This window comes from Alteromonas sp. LOR (assembly GCF_000753865.1).
Taxonomy (GTDB): domain Bacteria; phylum Pseudomonadota; class Gammaproteobacteria; order Enterobacterales; family Alteromonadaceae; genus Alteromonas.
In genome coordinates, this window is record NZ_JQFW01000056.1 from 243264 (window position 1) to 267073 (window position 23810).

At 44.2% G+C, this 23810-nt stretch carries 21 protein-coding genes; 12 read left to right on the plus strand and 9 right to left on the minus strand.

The window, feature by feature from the left end:
* Positions 1–57: 57 nt before the first annotated feature.
* The 8 genes from JV36_RS0116520 to JV36_RS0116555 all read left to right on the plus strand — a co-directional run bounded on the left by JV36_RS0116520 (position 58) and on the right by JV36_RS0116555 (position 6923).
* The gene (locus JV36_RS0116520; RefSeq protein ID WP_032097370.1) at positions 58–645 is read left to right on the plus strand and encodes a DUF2726 domain-containing protein; all 588 of its coding nucleotides are present in this window, start codon (positions 58–60) and stop codon (positions 643–645) included.
* Positions 646–872: 227 nt separating this feature from the next.
* Positions 873–1571: a 5'-methylthioadenosine/adenosylhomocysteine nucleosidase gene (locus tag JV36_RS0116525; protein ID WP_032097369.1), complete on the plus strand. Its 699-nt coding sequence runs from the start codon at positions 873–875 to the stop codon at positions 1569–1571.
* A gap of 37 nt (positions 1572–1608) precedes the next feature.
* Entirely contained in the window at positions 1609–2550 is a 942-nt protein-coding gene (locus tag JV36_RS0116530) for a cobalamin biosynthesis protein CobD/CbiB (RefSeq protein ID WP_032097368.1), read from the plus strand.
* Between the two features lie 5 nt (positions 2551–2555).
* Positions 2556–3593, plus strand: a complete 1038-nt coding sequence (locus JV36_RS0116535) for a cobalamin-binding protein (protein WP_052010330.1) — start codon at positions 2556–2558, stop codon at positions 3591–3593.
* A 221-nt stretch (positions 3594–3814) separates the two neighbouring features.
* Positions 3815–4219, plus strand: coding sequence for a rhodanese-like domain-containing protein (locus JV36_RS0116540; RefSeq protein WP_032097367.1), 405 nt, complete (start codon positions 3815–3817; stop codon positions 4217–4219).
* Positions 4220–4567: 348 nt separating this feature from the next.
* Positions 4568–4951, plus strand: coding sequence for a DUF2721 domain-containing protein (locus JV36_RS0116545; RefSeq protein ID WP_032097366.1), 384 nt, complete (start codon positions 4568–4570; stop codon positions 4949–4951).
* Positions 4951–5562: a GNAT family N-acetyltransferase gene (locus tag JV36_RS0116550; RefSeq protein ID WP_052010329.1), complete on the plus strand. Its 612-nt coding sequence runs from the start codon at positions 4951–4953 to the stop codon at positions 5560–5562. The genes JV36_RS0116545 and JV36_RS0116550 overlap by 1 nt, the downstream gene beginning before the upstream one ends.
* A 20-nt stretch (positions 5563–5582) precedes the next feature.
* Entirely contained in the window at positions 5583–6923 is a 1341-nt protein-coding gene (locus JV36_RS0116555) for an FAD-dependent oxidoreductase (RefSeq protein ID WP_032097365.1), read from the plus strand.
* 226 nt (positions 6924–7149) lie between these two features.
* Here JV36_RS0116555 and tyrS read toward each other — a convergent pair whose 3' ends face one another.
* Positions 7150–8349, minus strand: coding sequence for a tyrosine--tRNA ligase (gene tyrS, locus JV36_RS0116560; RefSeq protein ID WP_032097364.1), 1200 nt, complete (start codon positions 8347–8349; stop codon positions 7150–7152).
* A gap of 357 nt (positions 8350–8706) precedes the next feature.
* On the opposite strand from tyrS, the gene JV36_RS0116565 reads away from it, so the two are divergent.
* The 3 genes from JV36_RS0116565 (at position 8707) to JV36_RS0116575 (ending at position 12717) form a co-directional block, all read left to right on the plus strand.
* Positions 8707–10059, plus strand: coding sequence for an OapA family protein (locus tag JV36_RS0116565; RefSeq protein WP_052010348.1), 1353 nt, complete (start codon positions 8707–8709; stop codon positions 10057–10059).
* A 45-nt stretch (positions 10060–10104) separates the two neighbouring features.
* Complete coding sequence (locus JV36_RS0116570) at positions 10105–11415, plus strand: anhydro-N-acetylmuramic acid kinase (protein WP_032097363.1); 1311 nt, start codon at positions 10105–10107, stop codon at positions 11413–11415.
* A gap of 180 nt (positions 11416–11595) precedes the next feature.
* Positions 11596–12717: an alkene reductase gene (locus JV36_RS0116575; RefSeq protein WP_032097362.1), complete on the plus strand. Its 1122-nt coding sequence runs from the start codon at positions 11596–11598 to the stop codon at positions 12715–12717.
* A 161-nt stretch (positions 12718–12878) separates the two neighbouring features.
* On the opposite strand, the gene JV36_RS0116580 is transcribed toward JV36_RS0116575, so the two are convergent.
* Positions 12879–13325 (minus strand): SRPBCC family protein, encoded by a 447-nt coding sequence (locus JV36_RS0116580; protein WP_032097361.1) that lies wholly within the window; start codon positions 13323–13325, stop codon positions 12879–12881.
* Between the two features lie 301 nt (positions 13326–13626).
* Complete coding sequence (locus tag JV36_RS0116585; RefSeq protein WP_032097360.1) at positions 13627–15429, minus strand: trans-sulfuration enzyme family protein; 1803 nt, start codon at positions 15427–15429, stop codon at positions 13627–13629.
* Positions 15430–15593: 164 nt separating this feature from the next.
* Between JV36_RS0116585 and JV36_RS0116590 the strand changes: the two genes are divergently transcribed.
* Entirely contained in the window at positions 15594–16571 is a 978-nt protein-coding gene (locus JV36_RS0116590) for a D-2-hydroxyacid dehydrogenase (protein WP_032097359.1), read from the plus strand.
* Between the two features lie 154 nt (positions 16572–16725).
* On the opposite strand, the gene erpA is transcribed toward JV36_RS0116590, so the two are convergent.
* The 6 genes from erpA to minC all read right to left on the minus strand — a co-directional run bounded on the left by erpA (position 16726) and on the right by minC (position 23568).
* Complete coding sequence (erpA, locus tag JV36_RS0116595; RefSeq protein ID WP_032097358.1) at positions 16726–17070, minus strand: iron-sulfur cluster insertion protein ErpA; 345 nt, start codon at positions 17068–17070, stop codon at positions 16726–16728.
* Positions 17071–17160: 90 nt separating this feature from the next.
* Positions 17161–19068 (minus strand): sensor histidine kinase, encoded by a 1908-nt coding sequence (locus JV36_RS0116600; protein WP_032097357.1) that lies wholly within the window; start codon positions 19066–19068, stop codon positions 17161–17163.
* 2 nt (positions 19069–19070) lie between these two features.
* Entirely contained in the window at positions 19071–21320 is a 2250-nt protein-coding gene (locus JV36_RS0116605) for a GGDEF/EAL domain-containing response regulator (protein WP_160173375.1), read from the minus strand.
* 385 nt (positions 21321–21705) lie between these two features.
* Positions 21706–21957, minus strand: a complete 252-nt coding sequence (gene minE, locus JV36_RS0116610) for a cell division topological specificity factor MinE (RefSeq protein WP_032097356.1) — start codon at positions 21955–21957, stop codon at positions 21706–21708.
* The gene (minD, locus tag JV36_RS0116615) at positions 21957–22766 is read right to left on the minus strand and encodes a septum site-determining protein MinD (protein WP_032097355.1); all 810 of its coding nucleotides are present in this window, start codon (positions 22764–22766) and stop codon (positions 21957–21959) included. Before minD ends, minE begins: the two co-directional genes overlap by 1 nt.
* 31 nt (positions 22767–22797) lie before the next feature.
* On the minus strand, positions 22798–23568 hold the full coding sequence (minC, locus tag JV36_RS0116620) for a septum site-determining protein MinC (RefSeq protein ID WP_032097354.1): 771 nt from the start codon (positions 23566–23568) through the stop codon (positions 22798–22800).
* Positions 23569–23810 lie beyond the last annotated feature (242 nt).

Consider the following 23810-nt stretch of genomic DNA (forward strand, 5'->3'; position numbering starts at 1 on the left):
CTTGATTACGCGTCACCTTTTTGACGCTAATATTGATTGATATATGTGAGGATAAAGATGGAATTGGCAATTATTTTGATGATGTTACTTATTGTCGTTGCTCTAGGCGCCATAAAATTGTCTGATGGAGGAATGGCATTTCCATTTCGTCGTAAGCCACAGCTGTTTACCCAAGTGGAATACTCATTTTTAACGTTAATTGAACAAGCGGTAGGCCGTGAATTTAGAGTTATGTGCCGAGTTCGTTTGAACGACATGGTGGCCGTTCGTCAATCGACGAAAAAGAAAACGGCATCACAGGCACTCTCACGGGCATCAAGTCGTCAACTTGATTTTGTGCTTGTAGAAAAAGATACCATGAGCCCAGTGTTAGCCATCGATTTAGTACACAATCAGGGTAAAGAGGGCTATAAAACCCAAAAAGATTGGTTTGTTACTGGTGCTTTGGACGCTGCTGGAGTTCCTCATGTTCGCATTAAAGTGAAGTCGGGTTACAGTATTGAAGATATTCGAGAGTGCCTTGAAAACAAACTTGTGCCATATCGTCGTCTACAGCAAAAAATGGCGCAACAGCCTACGCTGAATCCAGAGCCTACAAAACGCCCAACAAGGCCTATTAGATCAAGCCGCCCTGCCGCTGCTTAATCATTTATACCAGTGGGCATAGATAATTCCCCCCTTCCCCCTGCCTTTGTTACAGCTCAAACTTACACAGAGTGACAGTAACAAAGGCATTTTTCTGTCAGTTTCACCACATTCCTTATACAATTAGCAATACAACAGCTTTTATAACTGCTTGCGTAACAGCTTATAATATTGCGGTTAAAGCAGTGCAACAGCACATTTTAAAACGTTAACTTGTCGGTACAATTATGAAACGAATTGGTATTTTAGGTGCAATGGATGAAGAAGTTGCGCTACTTAAAGCGTCACTCGACGACTTGAAAGAAACGAAGTGGAAACATTTAACGTTTTACGAAGGCACACTCAGCGGCATTGAAGTTATCTTAGTGAAGTGCGGCATAGGTAAAGTAGCGGCCGCGATCGCAACTACAGTGCTTATTGAGCAGTACGCTCCTGATGCGGTAGTGAACACTGGCTCGGCGGGTGGTTTTGATAAAAACCTAAACATTGGTGATGTGGTTATAGCCAGCCACGTTATTCATCACGATGCCAATCTTACCCACTTTGGCTACAAACTTGGCCAATGCGCCGGTATGCCAGAAGACTTTCGCTGTGATGAAGCTCTCATTGAAACGGCCAAAAATGCCACATCACACATTGCTGAAATACAATCTACCAGCGGCTTAATTTGCACCGGCGATGCATTTATTGGTAGCGATGAAGCCGTAGCAAAATTAAGAGAAGACTTTCCAGAAATGAAAGCGGTTGAGATGGAAGGGGCCGCAATCGGCCAGGTTTGCTACATGCTGAATACGCCATTTCTTGTTATTCGCTCTTTGTCAGATATTGCCGGGAAAACCTCGTCAGTAAGTTTTAAAGAGTATTTAGAGACCGCCGCAAAGCACTCTGCACAGCTGGTAATGGCAATGGTAAAAAACTTTGCATAACTAATTAATTAAGCGAAAATGAAGACGTACCACACCAATGAATTCACTGATTAGTGGCATTGATTTTCAACCACTACTGATACTTTGGTTGGCCATCGCTATCGACGCCTCTTGGCGATGGCCGCAGCGTACTCACCCACTAACACTTATGCGCTATTTGGTCACTCAGATGGGGCGTAAAGTGTTACCGTCCTCATCGTTTGCACCCAGCCAGCACTACATTTCAGGTACACTGGCAGCCATTGTATTACTTAGCCCTCTCGTTGCCTGCCTCGCCATTTTAGTTTCAATGGCGCAATACCCTGTCTTTTTTGATGCTGTCATTATGGTGGTGCTGCTTGATTACGGCTATCAGCGCCAGCAGTACAAAAAAGTGTTGGCGACTGTGGGCAGAAACAAAAAAACTCTAGCCCAAGAATTAGTGTCGAGCATCACAGCGCGTCAATGCGATACGCTAACTGATATAGGTATTGCGAAAGCGGCAATAGAGTCGCTATGGCTAAAGTTTCTTTATCTCTTCTGTGGCGTTATTTTCTACTATGTCGTCTTTGGGCCCATTGGCGCATTAGTGTATCGACTGCTGCTTTTAACCTCATGGCAGTGGCACTATCGAGACCCCAAAATGGCGCTATTTGCTAAACCCATAAAAAAAGTCGTGAGCGTATTAGTGCTTCCGCCCGCTTTACTAGGCGCGCTCATCACGTTAATAAGCAGCAGACCTATTCGCGGTTTAAAAGCAGTTAAACGCTGTTCTGCTAAGGATAAAACCTCGCTGCTATTGGCAATCCTTGGCGGTATACATAAAATCAAACTGGGCGGGCCTGCCATTTATGCCAATAGAAAAATACGCTATCCACGAGTAGGTGGAGAGCACGAGGTTAAATTTTCAAGCATGGTTTATGTTAAAAGAACAATCACCAGCGCCATGATTGGTGTAACTGCTATAGCCACACTGTTGCTCATTGCTATAGGCATGTAGATATAATGACTTCACTAAAGCACCGTATTCAACGCTCACCTCTTTTTTCTCGGCTTTTTTTTCGCATTGCTTCTCACCTCGTGTCTCGCTTTGCTTGTCGCCCTTCTGCTTTTTGTGGTTTGTTCCTAGCTAAAGGTTTAATAGGTAGTGCTATCTTTAGTTTCTTACTTGTAGCAAACGTAACTGTTGCCGCCAGCTTATTGCCACAAGAGCAAAATAGAGGCTCATCCAATAGCTTCAACACTGAATATCATCAAACAGAAAGCCCTGCACTACACGAGGGGCAACAGGCCCCTAAAAAAGATAGCTTGCGAATAGTTAGCCTGGCCCCACACCTCACCGAATGGGCGTACAGTTTGGGGTTAGGCCCTAACCTTGTGGCAGTAAGTGATTACAGCGATTACCCCGAGGCAGCGAAAGCGCTGCCTCGAGTTGCTGACTACCAAGGCGTAGATATGGCCGCCATTCTCGCTTTTAAGCCCGATTTGGTGTTGGCGTGGAAAGGGGGGAATAAGCCACAAGATATTCAAAAGTTGTCGTCTTTGGGGCTTAACGTGTTTGATAGCGCAATAACGCAAATAGACGATATCCCATCAGAACTCATTCGTTTAGGTACGCTAACGCATACTAGTTTGAAGGCGAAAACCCTGGCGGAAGCATTTAATGAGAAGATAGCGGCGTTAAAAAACGCTTATTCAAGGGAGACGCCCAAAAACGTGTTCTATTACTCATGGTCCACACCCTTGATGACAGTGGGCCCTAAAGCATGGCCAAACAAACTACTGAACGTATGCGGCGCGCAGACGGCATTTTATGACAGCCCCCTCGATTACCCTCAAGTATCCGTTTCAGAAGTGCTAATGCGTCAGGTTGATGTAATTATTGCGGCAAGTAACGAAAGCCAAGCGTCATTGTCATCATTCTGGGAACCTCATTCAGACTTTTTAGATGCGGAAATAGTTACTGTGAACCCCGACATAACCAGCCGATTCTCGCTGCGCCTTGCAGATGAACTAAAACGACTTTGCAGCGGTATTAATTAGGGCGCGTTGAACTTCACTGTACAACTTTGTCCACCTTCGGACAGCGCCTGTACGCTGTTTATACTGCGTTAAATGGTTTCGATTTAGCATGCTAGACCTTCAACCATTTACCTTGTCTAAAAAGCACACAGGCTACTGCAAAAATGCACAGTAAAGATAAACACGCCCTACACTTTTTGTAGTATATTGTTCATTGAATTATCGCAACGGGAAAGGTCATCATGCGATTTGTTGTGACAGGTTTCTTAATTGCTGTGGGCGTTGCATTGTTTTTATCTTTGCAATTTACCGCTAAAGCCACCACTTATCGAAATATTGAAGCGTCACCTTTTCTGCTAGAAAGAGTGGCCAGTAACGATTGGCTGCTAATCGATGTTCGCTCTCCTGAAGAATACGCCGACGGACACATTCCTGGTGCCATCAACATGCCCCATAAAAGCATTGATGAGTACATAAGCGAATTGCAGGAATATAAAGATAAGCCCATCATTCTCTACTGCCGCTCAGGTAGACGAGCAAAACTCGCAATGAAAGTACTGCAAGAACAAGACTTTACCGACGTTATGCATTTGGAAGGCGATATATTGGGCTGGAATGAAGCTGGATACGCTGTGGAAAAAATGTAACAGCTAGGCTGTTCGTGAGCGTCCTTTTCTCACTAGTTCCTCTTTCACTGATTCTCTTTTAACTGACTCTAATTTAACTGGCTCCCTTTTAACTGACGTCCTTTAGATTTAATTCCTTTGAACTGACTTCCTTAAGCCTAAACGCCCTTATTTTCAACCAGGCCGTTATTACCTAGCGGTATCTGAGCTGTGTCCAAGCTATTTACCTAGAGATGGTCTCCCCATGCCCTAGCTACCCCCTATCTAGTTCACAGTTAAACCACAACGTGAGCCGTGCGAAGCTGTACAACTGTGTGGTACACTTTTTTGCACTACACGTTTTCACACACGCAACCTCAAGAAAACCAAATGCAAATAGATATTGCTACTCCCGCTATGTTGTTTCCTGCTATTTCGTTACTGTTACTGGCGTATACGAATAGATTTCTCACCCTTGCGACTATCATTAGGAACTTTGCGAAAGAAGAACGCAACGACAATACGGTTGCGCAAATCACAAACCTGCGACAGCGCATTTCACTGATAAAGCGTATGCAAATAGCTGGCGTAGGCAGCTTCTTTTTATGCGTAGTTTCTATGCTTGCCATTTACCTGACGTATCAAAAAGTCGGTAATTGGATATTTGCAGCAAGCTTGGTGTCATTACTTTATTCACTTTGGATGTCTGTTCGAGAAATCTTGATTTCTGTTGAAGCACTTGACGTTCATTTAGACGGTATGAAGGGTGACTGATGCACAACACTGCCCCCAAAGACGCCGCACGCGAAGGAACAACTCGCCAAGACATACACTATGTACAGCTAGCCCCGCAGTATTTTGAGGGCGTAATTGCACTGGGAAATCACGTTCATGGCGATAACTACTTAACTCCCGAGCTTATGTCTGATTATTACACGCGTAGCTTTCACAATAACGTTAATGCTAGCTGGCTAGCATTGCACAATGACGTAGTCGTAGGATTCAGGCTTACGTTTGCGCATACGCAATGGACGCCGGATAAATGGTGTTCAACAAACCTTTGGACCGTCGACAAAGACAAAGTCTGTTATTTTAAATGCAATACGGTTGTTCCTGACAAACAAGGCTTGGGGATTGGCAGCAAACTGTTGGCCAAGTCGATTGAAAGCGCATCAATACAAGGCGCTCTTGCTGGACTCGCTCATATATGGCTAGCCAGTCCGGGAAATAGTGCGTTTAAATATTTCTCGAAAAATGGCGGTGTACTTATCAAAAAACATCCTAATAAATGGCAGTACGCGTCAATCTACGAAGGTTACGATTGCCCTGTTTGCGACGAGCACTGTTACTGTGAAGGTGCCGAAATGATGCTTTCGTTTTCTTAAAATAAGTCGCAAATCCAACTATGATCTACGACCCCCTCGTTTCTACTTCAGTATCGCCATTACACCCTCAGCCCAACAGCTATTGGCATGCTCATTATCAATGCAAAACACTACCGTCCTCCTCTGTTTACTCATTCACAGAAAAGCAAACCGACTACCTAGTTATTGGAGGAGGTTACACTGGTCTGTCTGCGGCGATAAGCTTATCTGAGGCAGGCAAAAGCGTAACGGTAATAGATGCTCACGGGTTGGGATTTGGCTGTTCGGGCCGAAACGCTGGGTTTGTCTTATCAGGTAGCGGACGCTTGTCCTTACCTGCAATACAGGATAAATGGGGGCCTGAAACCGCTACTGGAATGCAGCAAGAGTTTGATAGCGCCGTTACTTTGTTATTTGAGCGCATTGAGCGATACAACATGCAGGTGGATTTAGTTAAAGGCCCTTACTACAAACTAGCACACACCCAAAAACAGGCCGTACTTTTACATGCATCGGCATATGCTATGAATCGTCAATTTAACGGCAATGCAGAACTGCTTAGTCAAGATGACATTGCATCTCGCTTTTCTATACGTAGCGTGCATGGTGGAGTACAAACACCCGGTGCCTGTGTAAACCCGCTGAAGCTGGTTGATGAATATGCCCGTGTAGCCTTCACAAAAGGAGCGCAACTGCTCTATCAAACGCCAGCACTGCGTATTGAAGACAAGAAATCTTATTTTAATGTAGTTACTGAAAAAGGCCCTATTCGCGCAAAACACATACTGCTGGCGACTAATGCCTATACACCCAAGCAATTTCATTCAAGCATTGATACAAAGCACTTCCCTGTCCAATCCAGCATTTTGGTTACCGCCCCATTGAGCAAAGAGATGCAGCAAGAGACTGGCCTTAATCATGCAGCCAGCTTTATGGATACTCGTACCATGAAATACTATTATCGCGTACTTCCTGATGGCAGGCTTTTGTTCGGAGGACGGGGCGCTGTAACGGGAAAAAATGCGGATAATGAAAAAGAAAAGCAGCGTTTATTTAACGCAATGGCGGCCTCTTTCCCGCCATTACGTCACATTGACGTAGACTACTTTTGGAGTGGCTGGGTAAGCGTATCGATGGATAGCATGCCAAGAATTTTTACTACCGACGAGGGGCGTATTGGCTATGCCATGGGGTATTGCGGCTCTGGTGTGTCCTTTTCTGCATTTGCAGGAATGAGGTTAGCGCAGCGAATGCTGGGTAATAACAGCATAAATCTATCCCTTCCTCTTTATGATACGCCGTTGCCCGCATACCCATTACCTCAACTGCGCCGACTGGCCTTACAAGGACTTTATCAGTGGGCAAAAATATTTGAGCGATAGTGGTAGCGGTCGATAGCGATAGCAGTATTGGTATTGGTAGTGATAGAAAAAATGAAAGCGGTATCTGAGCACATAAAAAAAAGCCTGCCAACGCTATTTACTTAAAAAGCGTTGGCAGGCTTCTGATAATTCGCATCAGGGTTTACGCAACGATTGCACAGCGTTGCCGGTAAAGCGCTTATCTTTCGCCGTAAGCGCCTATAGCTTTACCGTAAAAACCTTCGAATTAAGAAAGAGTGATACGAGCAAATTTACGTTTACCCACTTGGTAAACTTTTTCGCCCTTTTCAACAAGCACAAGGCGCGTATCTTCTACTTTGTCGCCGTTAATTTTAACCGCGCCCTGCTTTATCATTCTCATTGCATCTGAGGTTGAGCCCACAAGCTTTGCTTCTTTTAGCAAGTTACCAATAGCTACGCCATCGGCAGGCAGGGCAATTTCTACCTCAGGCATATCATCTGGAATTGCGTTTTTTTGGAAACGCTGGATAAAGTCTTGATGGGCGCCTTCGGCTGCGGCTTCGTCATGGAAGCGAGCAATTATCTCTTTCGCAAGCAGAATTTTAATGTCGCGAGGGTTTTCACCATCAGCAACACGGGTTTTAAGGCTGGCAATCTCTTCTAACGGCCTGAAGCTAAGTAAGTCGTAGTAGCGCCACATTAAATCATCAGAGATTGACATCACTTTACCGAACATCTCGTTTGGTGCATCGGTAATACCAATATAGTTATTTAGCGACTTCGACATTTTTTGAACGCCATCAAGGCCTTCAAGCAGCGGCACCATTACAATAGACTGCTGGCTTAAGCCCTGCTCTTTTTGAAGCTCACGCCCCATAAGCAGGTTAAAACGTTGGTCGGTTCCGCCAAGCTCTACATCCGATTTCAGTGCAACAGAATCCCAGCCCTGAACCAGTGGGTAAAGAAACTCGTGAATTGCGATAGGCTGACCGCCGTTGTAACGCTTTTTAAAGTCGTCACGCTCTAGCATTCGGGCCACTGTCTGGCTGGCCGCTAACTTGATCATGCCCGCCGCACCGAGGTTATCCATCCACTCAGAGTTAAAACGTATTTCCGTTTTTTCTTTATCTAAAATTTTAAAAACCTGTTCTTGGTAGGTTTTTGCATTTTCCAAAACTTGCTCTTTGCTTAATGGCTTACGCGTGACGTTTTTACCTGTTGGGTCACCAATAAGACCGGTAAAGTCACCAATAAGAAAAACAACCTTATGACCTAGCTGCTGAAAAGTGCGAAGCTTATTGATCAAAACAGTGTGACCAAGGTGAAGATCAGGCGCAGTTGGATCAAACCCAGCTTTAATTGTTAGGGTTTTGCCAGATTTAAGTTTCTCTATTAAATCGTCTTCAGGGAGAATCTCATCAACGCCCCGTTTAATTTCAGCGAGAGCTGTTTGCCAATCATTCATTTGTTATTCACACTCTTTGATAACACTAATTCATTTTGTGCGGCATTTTACGCATACAACGGAACCATTAAAAGGTTTACTCGTCAAAATTGAGTTATAAGCAGTTGCCGTTTTATCAAGTAGGATTCCAACGTTGTGTTTATCTTCTTTTTATCTTGCTTTTAGGAAGCTTTTGAATAAACAACTTGGCCTACTTCACGGTGCTGAACACGCATAAAAAAAGCGGCTTATGCTTCATAAACAGCACGAAAAGTTGCTTTTTTAAGCAACCTATGTGACATAGTATTTGATGAATAGTACTATGTAAGCAGTATTTCTCTAGAAAGCAGTAGAAAGAGAAAAGAAATGAGAAAAGAAATGGCGAAAAAAATAGACACTTCTAAAGCTGTCAATTTGATTAAAAAGTTACCAAAGCAGCACAGAACAAGCCTCGTAATAGCCAGCATGTTCTTAGGTGCGCTTATCCTTCTACCATCAGAGCCCGTAGAAGCGAGTCGCCATCAAGAGGCGTTATCTCTTGATGCGGGTATACGCTACCCTGTTGCACTTCAACTTACTTCGTCTTCAGACGTTATCATTGGTGAAGAAGAATCACCTTGGCAGACGTATAAAGTAAGAAGTGGTGACACACTAGCAAAAATTTTTAAACGCGCAGGCTTTACTGCACGTGATGTCTATAACGTTACCAATGCGGGAGAGTTAGCGAAAACCTTAGTAACGTTACTCCCTGGCGACGAACTGTCGTTTAAAGCTGACCGCGAAGGTCGCTTTGGCGAGTTAAAATACGCCTTATCGGCAACCGAGACGTTGCTTGTACACCGCAATAAACCGCAAAGCGATACAAATGGGCACAGCAGCGTTTATTCAGACGCATTAGTCGCAGAGCTTGAAAAACGTAGCGTCGATATTCGCTACAATTTTGCTCAGGGCGAAATAACGTCTAGCTTTTGGAATGCCGCTCGCGAAGCGGGTATGAGTAGCAACCAAATTATGAACCTTGCGGGGATCTTTGGTTGGGATATCGACTTTGCGTTAGAAATACGCGCTGGAGATACCTTCAACGTGGTATTTGAAGAGCAGTACATCGACGGTGAGTTTGTTGGCTATGGCGATATCGTTGCCGCTGAGTTTACCAACCAAGGCGAGCAGTTTAGCGCTATTTTGCATGAAGATGGCAGATACTATACGCCTGAAGGGCGCAGTATGCGTAAGAGCTTTTTACGTGCACCTATTAACTTTCGATATGTTAGCTCTAACTTTTCCAAAGCCCGCTTTCATCCAGTACAAAAGCGATGGAAGGCTCACAGAGGCACCGACTATGTCGCAAAAGTGGGAACGCCAGTTATGGCAGCAGGCGATGGCAAAGTCGTTAAATCAGCATACGACAAATACAACGGCCACCACGTGTTTATTAAGCACGGTGAGAAGTACACCACAAAATACCTTCACTTTAGAAAGCGTGCGGTAAAAGTTGGCGATACCGTTAAACAGGGACAAACGGTGGGTTATTTAGGCAGCACTGGTCTTGCTTCGGGTCCACACGTTCACTATGAGTTTTTGGTAGATGGCGTGCACCGAAACCCAAGAACGGTTCAGTTACCGAAAGCCCTTCCCATTGCAAAAGAAGAAAAAGCGCGGTTTATGGAAATTGCGTCGGTCAGACAACAGCAACTGGATAATAACAAGCGCATTATGCTTGCTATGCGATAATAATATAATACCAGTCGGTATAAATGGTTATGTGAATATTTACTAATGGCTAAATACATTGGATTGATGTCAGGGACGAGTATGGACGGCGTGGACGCCGTCCTTTGTGATATTTCCGGTGGCATTTACAAAACACTTGCCGCTTATTCACTTCCCTACCCGGATGAATTGCTTAACGCCCTTAACGCACTGTGTGTAGAGACCGCCAATGAGCTTAATACATTAGCGGTGGCCGACAGATTAGTCGCCGAAGTATTTGCCGAGGCTGTGCATGCTCTTTTAGCGCAAGAAAACCTAGCTGCTAGTGATATCACAGCAATCGGATCCCATGGACAAACCATAAGACATCACCCAGACTGCAACGTGCTTTCTCTCAGCTTTAGCAAAAGCAATCTGCGCACGTTTACCTGCCAAATTGGCGATGCCAATACCCTTGCCGTACTCACCGGCATTGACGTGGTTGCCGACTTTAGGAAAAAAGACATTGCCCTTGGAGGTCAAGGTGCTCCCCTTGTACCGGCCTACCATAATGCGGTATTCGCACACCCCTCAAAATATCGGATACTGGTTAATATTGGCGGCATTGCCAACATTACTGTTGTTCCCCCTGCTTATCAGCAACGTCCACCTTTAGGCTTTGACACTGGGCCTGGCAATACGCTTATGGACAATTGGATCCGTCTACATTTAAACGAAGCGTTCGATAGCAACGGCAGCTGGGCAGCCCAAGGACGCGTGAATCAGTCGCTATTAAATCACATGTTAAGTGACACATACTTCTCCTCACCTTTTCCTAAAAGTACCGGCAGAGAGTATTTCAATATTGACTGGCTAAGTAACTATTTATCATCCTTTTTCTCTGAGAGAACGGGGCACATTGATGAAAGCAGTAAAGACAACGCTTTTCGCCCCGTCGATATTCAAGCCACGCTGTTGCAACTTACGGCTAAAACTATTACCAATGCAATACAGCAAGTGGTAAGCACTCAGCATCAAAACCATGCTGAAAGCGCTTTCGAACAAAACGATATTGAAGTAATTGTTTGTGGCGGCGGCACCTTCAATAGCGTATTAATGAATCAGTTAGCTTCCGACTTAGCTTGCAAGGCACCTGCTAACTCTTCTGCTAGCTTAGCTGATAACTTAGCTGCTAGTTCACTCCCTAACTCTTCTAGCCAACCATCAGGCTACACCGTACTCACTTCTGACCATGTGGGTATTCACCCTCAGCATGTTGAAGGGGCCGCATTTGCTTGGCTAGCGTTTGCTTACCTTCATGATATTACAGGCAATGTGCCGCAAGTTACCGGAGCAAGCAGAGCTGCCGTTCTTGGAGCGCTTTACAAAAAGAACTAGCGTGCTGATTTTGCATCAATACGAACATTTCACCGGTTTCCTCAGTTACAAAGCGTGCCTTTAAAGACTCAAAACATCTTTAATATATAATTTCGCACTAATATCGCCTATTGAATCAATCCAAGTTACATCCACTTATGTATTCACTACGACTAAAGTAGAAACCATAAAGGATACTTAATGACAGATTCAGCATTATTCCAACCCATAGAGTGGGCAGGAAAAACATTACAGAACAGAATGGTGCTTGCACCAATGACCCGCGGACGCGCTGGCAACGAAAGCATTCCGAATAAAATCATGGGCGATCAGTACGTACAGCGTGCCGATGCAGGCCTTATTATTTCTGAAGCCACATCAATTTCTCCAGAAGGTGTGGGCTGGGTTAATGCTCCCGGTATCTATAACGATGAAATGGTAGAAGGCTGGCGTTCAGTTATTGATCGCGTGCACCAAGCAGGTGGAAAAATTGTGTTGCAGCTATGGCATACAGGCCGCGCATCGCACAGCGACTTTCACAACGGCGAGCTACCTGTTTCAGCATCGGCTATCAAAATTGAAGGCGACGAAATTCACACGCCTAAAGGTAAGAAGCCTTACGAAGTACCCCGCGCTATGACCGCTGATGACATTCAGCGCACGGTAGAAGATTTTAAAAAAGCGGCAATAAATGCAAAAGCCGCTGGTTTTGACGGAATCGAAGTTCACGCTGCCAATGGTTACCTGCTTAATCAATTTTTAGATAGCCGCAGCAATCAGCGTGACGACAACTATGGCGGCAGTTTAGAAAACCGCTATCGTTTCCTTGCTGAGGTAATGGACGCAGTATTAAGCGTTTGGTCTGCAGAAGATGTTGGCGTGCGTTTATCACCCAACGGCGTGTTTAACGACATGGGTGCCGACGACTATAGAGAAACTTTCACATACGTTGCTGAAAAGCTCAACAAGCTTAAAATTGGCTATTTGCATGTAATGGACGGACTGGCTTTTGGTTTCCACGAACGTGGCGAGCCAATGACTCTTGCAGAGTTTAGAGCGCTGTTCGACGGCATTATTATTGGTAACTGCGGGTATACGAAAGAAGAAGCAGAAAAACGCATTAGCGATGGCGACGGTGACATGATTGCTTTTGGTAGGCCGTGGATAACCAATCCAGACCTTGTGACCCGCTTTAAGCACAACTACCCGCTAACCCCCTTTGATGACCCATCTACATGGTATGGCGGCGACGAAGAAGGCTACACCGACTATGAAACCTATCGCGAATCAAGCGGTAAAGACGCTATGTCGTCGTTAACGTAAAAGGCTTGGCTCAAGCAAAGCCTAAGTACGAATTACGAATTACAAAGCAATAAGCGCAGAATTAAGTAAGCGCTAGTAAAAATAAAAAACGCCTATCGTTTAACAACGATTAGGCGTTTTTTATTAGCGTGTAATTTGATGTAGCCCTGGGGCATGCAACTTTAGCTAAGCGCTTTTTGTTTACTCGCCAACACAGCCAATTTTTCTAAGCATGACATCCATGCATGTTCGTGTTGCTGGCACTCTTCTTTATTTACAAAGCCGCTTTGCTCTAATACAACATTAACGTGGCCTTCCTCAACTTCATTAAAATGAATGTTTACTGAAGTTATTACCGAGTCTTCTAAGTCATCTTCCCAAGCCCAAGAGAATACTAATTGCTCGTTAGCTAACAGGGTAACGTATTCCCCGGTTAGCGACATTTCAACTCCGTTAGGCTCCATCATTTTAATGCGATATCGCCCGCCCTCTTTAAAATCGTTCATCACTTGAGTGACCGAACAATTACCCGGAGCAAACCACTGTGAGAGGTACTCAACTTCATGAAACGATGCATAAATAAAAGGTAGCGACGCGTTGAATGTGACGTCTATGGTGAACTGATGCATAAGATGGCCTTTGTCATTTATTTTTAACCCCCTTAAACATCTGACGTAAGCGTTAGGGGTTCTGCTTTTCTCATACTGACGTTATCGACCAGCATCTTTAAATGCTTAAACCTTTAACCCACACATTCGCCTACCCCATTTCTACTCGTAGTACTGTCTCAATAAACTAGCGCCGCAATTTCTATCAAGCTGTTAACTCTGTGTTGGCGACACTTCGTTATTAACCTTATATTAGCGACGCTAGCCCAGCTCTGTATCTTTAGTATTACAAAATGCATATAACAAATGACACAGGGTAAGCTTACTCCCCCATAAGCGACTGCATACTGGGCTTACTGCCAAAATGCTGTGCGCAGACTCTTTCGCTTACCGCTAAATACAGCGCATCAATTGCCTCATTATCCATAAATTTATGACTAAACCCTGGTGTACTGGCATCAATGAAATGACGACAAGCCAGTATAAAATGTGCGATGAGCTGCTTTACGTTATCGGTACCCATCGCAATGCGCATAGTAGTAAGCTCGATTCCCGCTTTCGACTGCTCGTCTTTGCTTAACTCAGAATGCGAGGTTAACGCAGGGCACAGCACAATCGTGTTGTTCTGACCAATACTCACCTGATGACTAAAAGCAGGCTCTAAGGCATCGAAAAAGCGAGTAAATACGTCTCTCGCTAATCCAGCGGGCGCCATATCGATAGTAAATAGTGTGCACGGCCAGCCATGAGCGTGCTGTTTTTCCCTAAGCCCTGCATTTTCGTGCTCTGGCAGCCCATGGCAATTCACTCTAATGAGCGGATGAGAGCTTAAAAATGTCGTAAACACTTGTGTATTGATAACTTTCGTCATCATTCGCTGTTCTAACGTTTTCATGCCATTTAATACATCAAACGCTTTTTCAGAATCTAAGAAAGCGCCCTTGATGTAATAGACGTCCCAGAACATGGTTTGCGACCAATCTACACCATCTACACTGCTTCCCTTAGGCTGAAACATGCGGTGGCCTTCCCCTATCACCACACCCGCAGTTGTTGCGCCACTGCCACACAAATCCTTGGTATAGCTGTGAACAACATAATCTGGCCGTGCGGCTTTGTTTTTATGCTGCAGTGGCTGATGCAATACTGGCGTAGCGAGGGTTGAATCAAGCATGACCAGCGCACCTTCAGCATGAGCAAGCTCACTGATACCAGGCACATCAAGAACATAGCCATGGGGGTTACACGGAGACTCCATATAAACATGCATTGAAGCGCCATTATTTAAGCGCTCAGCGTGCTGGTGCTTGGTGTGTACCATAAAATCTGCAAAGCTCTCTTTGTCATACCCGTCGAACCAAGCAATTTGAATATCCATCCTATTTTCTCTGGCGAAGAAATCGTGAAGAAGCTGATAAACGCCCCCATACACATTTCTAGATACAATTAACACGTCGCCATGACTTAATACATTCGACAACATGGCATCGATTGCTGCCATTCCAGAATTGAAATTCCAAGCAAGATATTGTGATGCATAGGGCCCGGCCTCCATGTCCACAATGGCATTCGCTAGGGAAATATTGGTTGGGTTGAGTAAGCGAGAATATATTTGGTGTGTAAACTCTTTGCCTTGAAATGCATCGTCTACCCACTCTGTGCAGGCATAAACGTAAGTTGCAGTTCTCACCACCACCGGTGTCGCTGAAAATAGCGCGGTAACGTTATCAAACATTGGGTAATGACCTTGAGAGCCATTGCCGCTAGACAAACTTTGATAAGTCGCGCGAAACGGGTTTTGTAATGTATCTAGCACCTTGGCAATTTGAAAAGACAAAAACTTTTTAGCATTAAAATAGGCCACCCTGTCTTCTTTATCCAAAGTTTGCAGTGTGTTGGTAGTAATATTCCACAGCTCCATTACACTTGATTGTGCACCGTAAAGGTGATGAGCAGTTTGGGCTAGGGCCTTACCGTAATCGCTAGACGCATCGATGCCAAAATGAATTAGCTGTTCGCTAACTAAGTCCTCTGTGGTATTGGCCTCAGTGGTATTGCGTTTAGGTGAAAGTACTTTAGCGTGTTCAACCGAGATAGAATGATTGTGAGTATTATCCGACTGCATGATAGTTCCATTAAAATAGTGAAATTGGATTAGGGCTGTTGGCTAAGCTAAAAAGCAAGCCATTAACTAAAACTTAAAACTATATTTACAATTTGAGAACAAACAGGCGTGCGATAGATGAACATGCACTAGGAAAGAAAAGTTTACTTAAGAGTAAAATCTGAATGAATGAAAGCGCTCAAAAACCATTAAAAGTCGTCATTTTAAGCAACGAGGCAGAGCAGATTGCCGACGCTATTCGTGCAAAAGCGGCAGTATTACCAGATACTTTTCAGAACATTGATATAAGCATCGCCACTGAGAACACCGAAGATATCGACTGCGTTCACACCGAAGTGCTGCTTGCAGATCCCAATCTAGCGGCAATGGTTATTCCGCGCTGCCAGCATTTGAAATGGTGCCAATCTACCTGGGCTGGCAATGCTCCGCTTCTCAACCTTGAAAAAACTGACTATGAATTAACGGGGCTAAAAGGCGTATTTGGAGAATTAATGCGTGAGTATGTGTTTGCCTACTTACTAGAGTTTGCGCGAAACATACCCGCATTTGCCGCGAATCAAAACGCTGTGCCACCGGTGTGGCGCGCCGAGACGCGCTTTCCACTTAACGGGTTAACACTGGGTATTATTGGTTTAGGTAATATTGGTCGTGCGCTTATTCCTGTAGCGCATAGTTTTGGAATGAAAGTGATTGGCGTGTCGAGAAGCGCTAAGCCAGTGAAAGGTGCAGACGCCATGTATATGCCTTCGCAAATTACCCAATTTGCCGAGAATGTCGATCACGTTGTTAATCTTATGCCTGACACCTCGCACACCCAGCAGCTTCTCTCTAAAGGCTTCTTTGATCATTTAAAGCCCCATTCTATTTTGATAAACGCAGGGCGAGGAAGCGCTATAGACGATGACGCATTAATTAATGCGTTAGACGAAAGCCGGCTGGCTCACGCTGTTTTAGATGTTTTTGACCATGAACCATTGCCAGCTACTCACCCATTTTGGCATCACCCAAAAATAACGGTAACTGCGCACACCGCGGCAGAGTCTCAACCTGAAGATGTGGCACAGGTTTTTTTAGACAATGCCGAGCGCTACCTCAACCATCAACCGCTACGCTATAAACTCGACTTTACGAAGGGCTATTAGAGGTGCCAGCGGCTTTACAGTGAAGCTAAGTCTGAGATAAGAAGCGCTAGAGCGAGAAAAAGGGAAAAAATGAAAAGTGATGAGGAAATAAAATAGGCAGATATAAAATGAAAGAAACTATATCTGCCCGTTATTGGGTTTAAGATGGGCGACCTTATACGCTGAAGCTAGCACCGCAACCGCAAGTGGTTGTCGCATTGGGGTTTTGAACTAAAAATCGAGAGCCTTCCAAGCCATCAACATAATCGACAACACCGCCTACTAAATACTGTAAGCTCATTGGGTCAACAACCAATGTTACGCTGTCTTTCTCAATGGTCATATCGCCTTCATTGACTTTCTCATCGAAAGTGAAACCATACTGAAAACCTGAGCAACCGCCACCAGTAACGTAAACACGCAACTTAAGCTCTGTGTTCTCTTCTTCGGTAACCAGCGCTTTCACTTTATGTGCCGCCGCATCAGAAAACTCTATTGGCAACGCCGTTTCGACTGACATATTTACCCCTAACGTTAATTACTTTTCATGCATTTTACTATGCCTTAGTATCTAATACATCAGTATTTACGGCAAATAACGTGAGTTTAATCATGCTTTTTCGTCGTTCACCTCAAGTACAATTGGCATTGTAATAGTAAACGTGGTTTCCCCTTCTCGTGAATCCACGTCTATTTTTCCCTGCAACATGCCTGTTACCCATTGATATATTAAGTGTAAGCCAAGGCCAGTATTTCCCGATGCCCTAGCGGAGGTAACAAATGGGTCGAACATATTAGGCCTTATGTCTTCAGAAATACCTACACCATTGTCTTTGTGCATAATAATGACGTTATCACCTTCGCGATGAAACGCCAACACAATGGTATTGTTTTGTTGATTTTGAAATGCGTGCTCGATGCTATTTACGACAAGGTTTTGCAGTACCTGTGAGAGCACGCCGGAGTAGCTTGTCAGCATTATGTCAGAGTCAGCATCGAGCAAAACCTCTACTTTCTTTCCTTTCAATAAGGGCTTTATAGAAAGGCTGAGGTCAGTAATTAATTTTTCCAGTGAAAACTGCACAATGTCTTCACTTCCTCTGTCTACCGATACCCGCTTAAAGCGTTTAATCAAATCGGCACTGCGATTTAAATTAGAAAGGGCTAATTCACAGGCTTCTTTATTATGCTTTATTAGGCCGTGTAGATTTTCTAACGTCAGCTTATCTGGAATTAAACTTTCCAGCTCATCAACTCGTCGTTGAATACTGCTTACCATCATGAGCGCTCCGCCTATTGGCGTGTTCAATTCGTGAGCCATGCCAGACACCAACATCCCTAGCGATGCCATTTTTTCAGACTCTAGCAGTTCGTCTTGCAGTATCGTTTGCTCTTCCAGCGCTTTTGAAAGTGCCAGCTTCTCTTCTTCTAACCGATGAGCCAGTAATCCGAGCTGCATTTCCCGGAACTTATCTCTTAGCAAAAAGAAAATAGACACACTGGCTGATAGCACAGATAGAAAAATAGCGAGAGCAAGGGAGTTATAAAAGGCTTGCTCATAGAAATCGCGGTTTGTACGAGCAAAAAATATCAAAGACTCGTCTGAAAACTTATCTTTCGTGCCATGAGTTATTCTTCGGGCGCTATATATATCATCATTACTCCCTTTCACAAGGGAAACGGAGAGCTCGTTATCAAGGGCGTCCCAAAGCACCGGAGCGCTATCCATTGCAAGGCTCCCAGTTTCTAGCTCAACTCCCCACTCCATAGATTTATCGGTATGAAGCAGCCAGCTACCACTATCTTTTGAAATTAAAAGGTGGTGCTGAGTTGAGCTTAGCGCTCTAAGCTCTTTTAACATATCTGTTAGCTGAAAATTAACTACAAATAAACCTTCACCGCTGGGATGATCTTTAAAATTAATAATGCTTCTAACAGTAGGAACGTAAGGCACTTCAATTTTCCCACGCTCCACGTTCAGGTCGATATCGGATAAAGAAACAACGTTAGGGGGTGAGTTAAAGGCATCTTTTACAAAATATCGAGCGCTTTTATTTTGCAGTTGATTGCTAGGAACAATGCTTGCGACACCCTCTCTAAAGTTTATTCTCAACGTCTCATCGCCCGTCTTATCAATCCATCTAATTTGAGAAATTGAGGGAAGAGTAAGCCCTATTGTAGCAAGTGCGTTTGCTGCGCTTTCACTATTTGCACGATAAAAAGCACCTTCTTTGTCAACCGGGGCTTCTGTTTCATGAGGAGCTTCTCTTTCAAGAGCGTATTCAAAATAGGAGTTTATAAGTCTGGTGCTGTTTTCTATATCTCCCACACGAGCATTGAAAACTTGATTAGCTTGGCTAAGCAACACATTGTGAGCGGCATTAATCTCAACATATTCTCTATCTTGTATGTAAAGAAATACCGCCACCCCAATAGACATTGAAGCAAAAACAGTCAGCGCAATCGCTACCATTGCGCTAGGTTGCTTTAGAATAAGAGCAAGTGTTTTAAACTGCACGTCTATGCGGTCTTTTTACACAATGCTTCGAAATCTTCAATGGCCATAGGTTTGGCAAACAAGTAGCCTTGGGCAAACTCATAACCGCCCTCAATCAGCTTATCTTTTTGCTCTTCAGTTTCTACGCCTTCTGCAATAATGTTAAAGTTAAATCGCTTAGCTAAACGAAACACCATTTCACAAACGGCAAGGCCTGCCTCAGCACAATTTTCATCTGATAGCTTTGTGACAAAGCTTCTGTCCACCTTAAGTGTAGACACTGCTAAATCAGCAATATGCGCTAAAGAGGAATAGCCAGTACCAAAATCATCCACGCTCACCTTTATTCCCATGGACAATAGCTGTTTGAGTACGGGATTCACTTCTTCATAGTCTTCCATAGCCTGACTTTCTGTAATTTCGACTTCAAGTAAGGAAGGGTCTATTCCAGAGCTGCTTAACAAGCTAACGAGGTTCTCAATAAAATTCGTTGTAGTAATGTCGCTACAAGTTACGTTAAATGAGATGGGGATATTGATACCTTTGTTACAAAGCCGCTTTATAGCCTCTACTGTTTTTTTCATCACAATTGAGTCTATTTTATTCATTACACCCGATGCTTCCGCAATGGGAATGAAAAGCCCAGGCGGCACTACAGTGCCATCTGGCTTTGTCCATCTTAGCAAGGCCTCGGCGCCTACAATATCCCCCGACTGCATATTCACCTTAGGCTGCAATGCAATTTGAAAAGCGTCTTCCGTACGTAATGCGTGATATAAATCTTGCAACATAATATGTCGCTCGGCCACAGTATCGGTAAAACTCGGGGCAAACTGCACTACTGACTTTCCGCATTCTCTGCCATCAACCAGCGCCATTTCGACGATAGTGATCATATCGGAGGCCTCATAACGCATTAGGCTTTGTAGGTCGGCAATACACACTGTTGATATGATTGTGTGGCTAATTTCATCCACAACAACAGACTGTTCTGTGAATGCCTCTAATTCATCAACAGATGGAGTGTTAAGCCTTGAAAATAACACTGCAAGCTGGTTGTGCTCAATTCTACAAATTGCTTTCGCATGTTTGTAGTTTGCCTTAATACTCTGATACAGCGCTCTTATCATCAGCTCTGTATGGCCATAACCCAACATTACCGTTGCTTCCGAAAAGTTGGAAATATTGATAATAACCATATCCATATTGGCAAGCATGAAATCGTTCGCTTGTTTTAATTCTCTGATAAGCCAATTCCTATTCGGTATATTGAGCTCTGAGTCGTAATAAGCGAGCCTTGATAGCTTGTTTAACAGCGCTAAATTCGTAAAACCAGTTTTCACATTTTCACAAAATACCCTTAACAGGGCGATATGCTGTTCATCTAGCGGATTCGTCGACTCCACCAGCATTAAGTAGCTTCGTCTATCTAAATCCTTTGTTGTAAAGTAAAGCACTGACAGCTCGTGGCCAAAAACATGCCGCTTCTCATTTTGCGCTACCCTCACTAGCTCGATGGCTTTACTTGATGGAAGAGGGTGCTTATTGTGAGACAGAACGTCATTGAGTGTTGCTAGACCGTCGAAGAAATAAGACCCAGTTGCCGCCACTATTTCGGTACTTTCTATAGGGTGGTCATCAGATGATATTACACAGGCTAACCCGCCGTTATTTGGCACCCCTGCAATTTTGCCAATCTCCTGTAAAACCGTCTTTGAAAATTCTTCAACATCGAGTTTTGAGGTAATGACGCGTGATGCGTCAACAATCATCTGCAGGCCGCGCTTGGCTTTATTCAGTTCTGACAGCGAATGCCACGTGCGTATGTTACTAATTACTACTGAACGCAGCTTTTCTTCGGTAAGGTCGGTCTTAGTCCAGTAATCATCTATGTCATATTGCTTCATAAGAGACTGACGAGGAGCATTTACACCGGGCTGCCCTGTCACTAAAACTATTCTGACATTATCATCGCCGATAACATTTCGAATAGTGTCGACAACACGCAGGCCTGCGTCGTCACTTTCCATTACCACGTCTAATAAAATTACGCTTATATCGCCGACGGACGATAACACCGCAGCTGCTTCAACCGCAGAGTTAGCTTTTATTACCTCGATGCCTTTTCCATCAACTTCTAACCCGTCTAAGCTAAGCTCGATAGATTTCTGATAATTAATATCATCTTCAACGCTTAATACGGTCCACTTTTCCTGTGATGTGGTGAAAGCGCTACCTTCTACTTCCCCGTCGAAATTTATGATACTTTTCAATGACATCGCCTCTGCAATTCCTTTATTTTGCTTTTTCCTATATACAAAGTAGCTCAGCTTTGAATAAAAACCCACACTCAGAGCCACTTTCTAGCATTAAACTTTAGTATAATTACCTATTAGTAATCCTGATTACACCGCATTGAGTTTTGCTTCTACCATCTTTGGATCGCTTGATGGGTCTAGGATAAAGTAAAAGGATACGGTTCGTCGGCTTACTGTGAAACACAACGCGTGGACCGTTAGAGTGAAAAAGGTAATAACATTTAGGAAAGCAAAGAGCCTCAAAAGAGGCCCTATCAATTAGTATGGGGTCTGCAACGAGCAGTGAGCTTGTAAAAAGAGACTCTGTATAAAGAGGCTCTTTATACAGAGTCTCTTATGACTATTCTGGCAAAGTCACGTTTAGCTCTAACACACTGCAGTCATCGTTGTTATCTAGCTGAACAGACACTTGGTCGTCCGCTATTGCCACGTATTTGCGAATAACTTGGATAATCTCTTGCTGCATCATCGGCAAGTAATCTGGTTCAGTGCGCTTTCTACGCTCATGAGCCACAATAATCTGCAAGCGCTCTTTTGCCACCGCCGCTGTGCTTGGCTTTTGTTTCTTTTTTAGTAAATCGAAAATGCCCATTACTTACCTCCTAGTAGACGCTTGAAGAATCCTTTTTTCTCAGCATCAAGGAAACGGTGTTCAACGGTTTCGCCAAGCAGGCGTTTTACGGCGTCGGTATAGGCTTGCCCTGCATTGGCCTCTTCATCAAGAATAACAGGCTGGCCTTGGTTAGATGCTTTAAGCACAGACTCTGACTCTGGTATTACACCAAGTAGCGGAATAGCTAAGATTTCCTCTACATCTGCAACGCTAAGCATTTCTGCCGTTGCTACTCGAGCTGGGTTATAGCGAGTAAGCAGTAAATGTTCTTTTACTGCTTTGCCTTGCTCTGCGCGCATCGATTTGCTTTGTAAAATACCAAGAATACGGTCTGAGTCTCGTACTGACGACACCTCAGGGTTTGTCACTACAATGGCTTCATCGGCAAAATAGAGCGCCATCTGTGCACCTTGCTCAATACCTGCTGGTGAGTCGCAGATAATAAAATCGAAGCTTTCTTTCAGTTCGTCCAATACCGCTTGCACGCCTTCAATGGTAAGCGCGTCCTTATCTCTGGTTTGCGAGGCAGGCAGTATAAATAGATTGCTGGTGCGCTTATCTTTAATAAGAGCCTGTTTAAGCGACGCCTCTTTGTTGATAACGTTAACGAAGTCATATACAACGCGACGCTCACACCCCATGATAAGGTCGAGGTTTCTCAAGCCTACATCGAAGTCGATAACCACGGTTTTGTGACCTGCCAATGCCAAACCTGTGCTAATTGCTGCACTTGACGTGGTTTTACCCACACCGCCTTTGCCCGATGTTACTACTATAATCTTAGCCATTTACTGTTTTCCTTTGTACGCGCACAAACCGTTAAACCAACGCCTCTATGCGTAATGTATCTTCTTCTAAATATATTTGAGCAGGTTTTTTCCAACACTCACCTTTCACGGTGTCGTGCATAATAAACTGCCCTGCAATTGAAACGAGTTCTGCATCAAGGGACTGGCAAAAAACCCGTGCGCTACTATTTCCTTTTACTCCCGCAAGCGCCCTGCCTCGCAGCGTACCGTAAACGTGAATGTTACCATCGGCCAATAGCTCAGCCCCCTCGCTGACTGACGCGGTCACTACCAAATCGCTGCCTTCGGCATAAACTTGCTGACCTGAGCGCACTGGGCGCATAATGACTTTTGCCGGTTTTAGGGCAGCGGCTACAGGTGTTGGCTCGGGCTCCGGCGCTTGGTAATTAACTTTTGAATGTGAATTCTGCTTTTCGCTGTCTGCTGTCTCTTCCTTTGCGGATTCGCTTTTAGGCGCGTTTACTTCGCTGTCACTAAACTTACTTTGACTAACATCAGCAAGCCCGAGGTCGTTGATGACGGCTTTTAGCGCTCCCACCTCACCTTTCACTGCCATTGGCTGCAACTGTAAGCGTCGGCAAAGTGCAATAAGTAGTTCAAACTCCGTTGCGGAGATTGGCTTCATTAGGTGTATTATCAGCGAGGAACGCGTAAAAAACTGAGGTGCACTGGCGACTTTACTCTCTAATTGCGATGTAAATGCATCTGGATCAAAGTCGATTACTTCCAGTACTATGCTGGTGAGCGTAGTACCCTTCATGCGAAAGCACGTTGCTGTCATTTAATTTTCCCGAAAGACTTATAGGACGCTGGCTGTAAAGGCCGTAAAACGCTGCGTCACACTTGTACGTTAACTGTATCAAAAATCCCCTTTACAGCAACTATAAAGCGAACATCATTCCTATAAACGTCTACTTAATAGCCAATAAATGCAAATAAAAATGAAAGGCTGAGCAATTGTATCGAAAGGCAGGCTTCAATAAATATAATCGATAAGAAAAGCCTTATAGAAAATAGTGATAG

Coding starts and splice junctions, on each gene's coding strand:
- JV36_RS0116520 (WP_032097370.1), top strand. CDS start 58: ATGGAATTGGCAATTATTTTGATGATGTTACTTATTGTCGTTGCTCTA.
- JV36_RS0116525 (WP_032097369.1), top strand. CDS start 873: ATGAAACGAATTGGTATTTTAGGTGCAATGGATGAAGAAGTTGCGCTA.
- JV36_RS0116530 (WP_032097368.1), top strand. CDS start 1,609: ATGAATTCACTGATTAGTGGCATTGATTTTCAACCACTACTGATACTT.
- JV36_RS0116535 (WP_052010330.1), top strand. CDS start 2,556: ATGACTTCACTAAAGCACCGTATTCAACGCTCACCTCTTTTTTCTCGG.
- JV36_RS0116540 (WP_032097367.1), top strand. CDS start 3,815: ATGCGATTTGTTGTGACAGGTTTCTTAATTGCTGTGGGCGTTGCATTG.
- JV36_RS0116545 (WP_032097366.1), top strand. CDS start 4,568: ATGCAAATAGATATTGCTACTCCCGCTATGTTGTTTCCTGCTATTTCG.
- JV36_RS0116550 (WP_052010329.1), top strand. CDS start 4,951: ATGCACAACACTGCCCCCAAAGACGCCGCACGCGAAGGAACAACTCGC.
- JV36_RS0116555 (WP_032097365.1), top strand. CDS start 5,583: ATGATCTACGACCCCCTCGTTTCTACTTCAGTATCGCCATTACACCCT.
- tyrS (WP_032097364.1), bottom strand. CDS start 8,349: ATGAATGATTGGCAAACAGCTCTCGCTGAAATTAAACGGGGCGTTGAT.
- JV36_RS0116565 (WP_052010348.1), top strand. CDS start 8,707: ATGGCGAAAAAAATAGACACTTCTAAAGCTGTCAATTTGATTAAAAAG.
- JV36_RS0116570 (WP_032097363.1), top strand. CDS start 10,105: ATGGCTAAATACATTGGATTGATGTCAGGGACGAGTATGGACGGCGTG.
- JV36_RS0116575 (WP_032097362.1), top strand. CDS start 11,596: ATGACAGATTCAGCATTATTCCAACCCATAGAGTGGGCAGGAAAAACA.
- JV36_RS0116580 (WP_032097361.1), bottom strand. CDS start 13,325: ATGCATCAGTTCACCATAGACGTCACATTCAACGCGTCGCTACCTTTT.
- JV36_RS0116585 (WP_032097360.1), bottom strand. CDS start 15,429: ATGCAGTCGGATAATACTCACAATCATTCTATCTCGGTTGAACACGCT.
- JV36_RS0116590 (WP_032097359.1), top strand. CDS start 15,594: ATGAATGAAAGCGCTCAAAAACCATTAAAAGTCGTCATTTTAAGCAAC.
- erpA (WP_032097358.1), bottom strand. CDS start 17,070: ATGTCAGTCGAAACGGCGTTGCCAATAGAGTTTTCTGATGCGGCGGCA.
- minE (WP_032097356.1), bottom strand. CDS start 21,957: ATGGGCATTTTCGATTTACTAAAAAAGAAACAAAAGCCAAGCACAGCG.
- minD (WP_032097355.1), bottom strand. CDS start 22,766: ATGGCTAAGATTATAGTAGTAACATCGGGCAAAGGCGGTGTGGGTAAA.
- minC (WP_032097354.1), bottom strand. CDS start 23,568: ATGACAGCAACGTGCTTTCGCATGAAGGGTACTACGCTCACCAGCATA.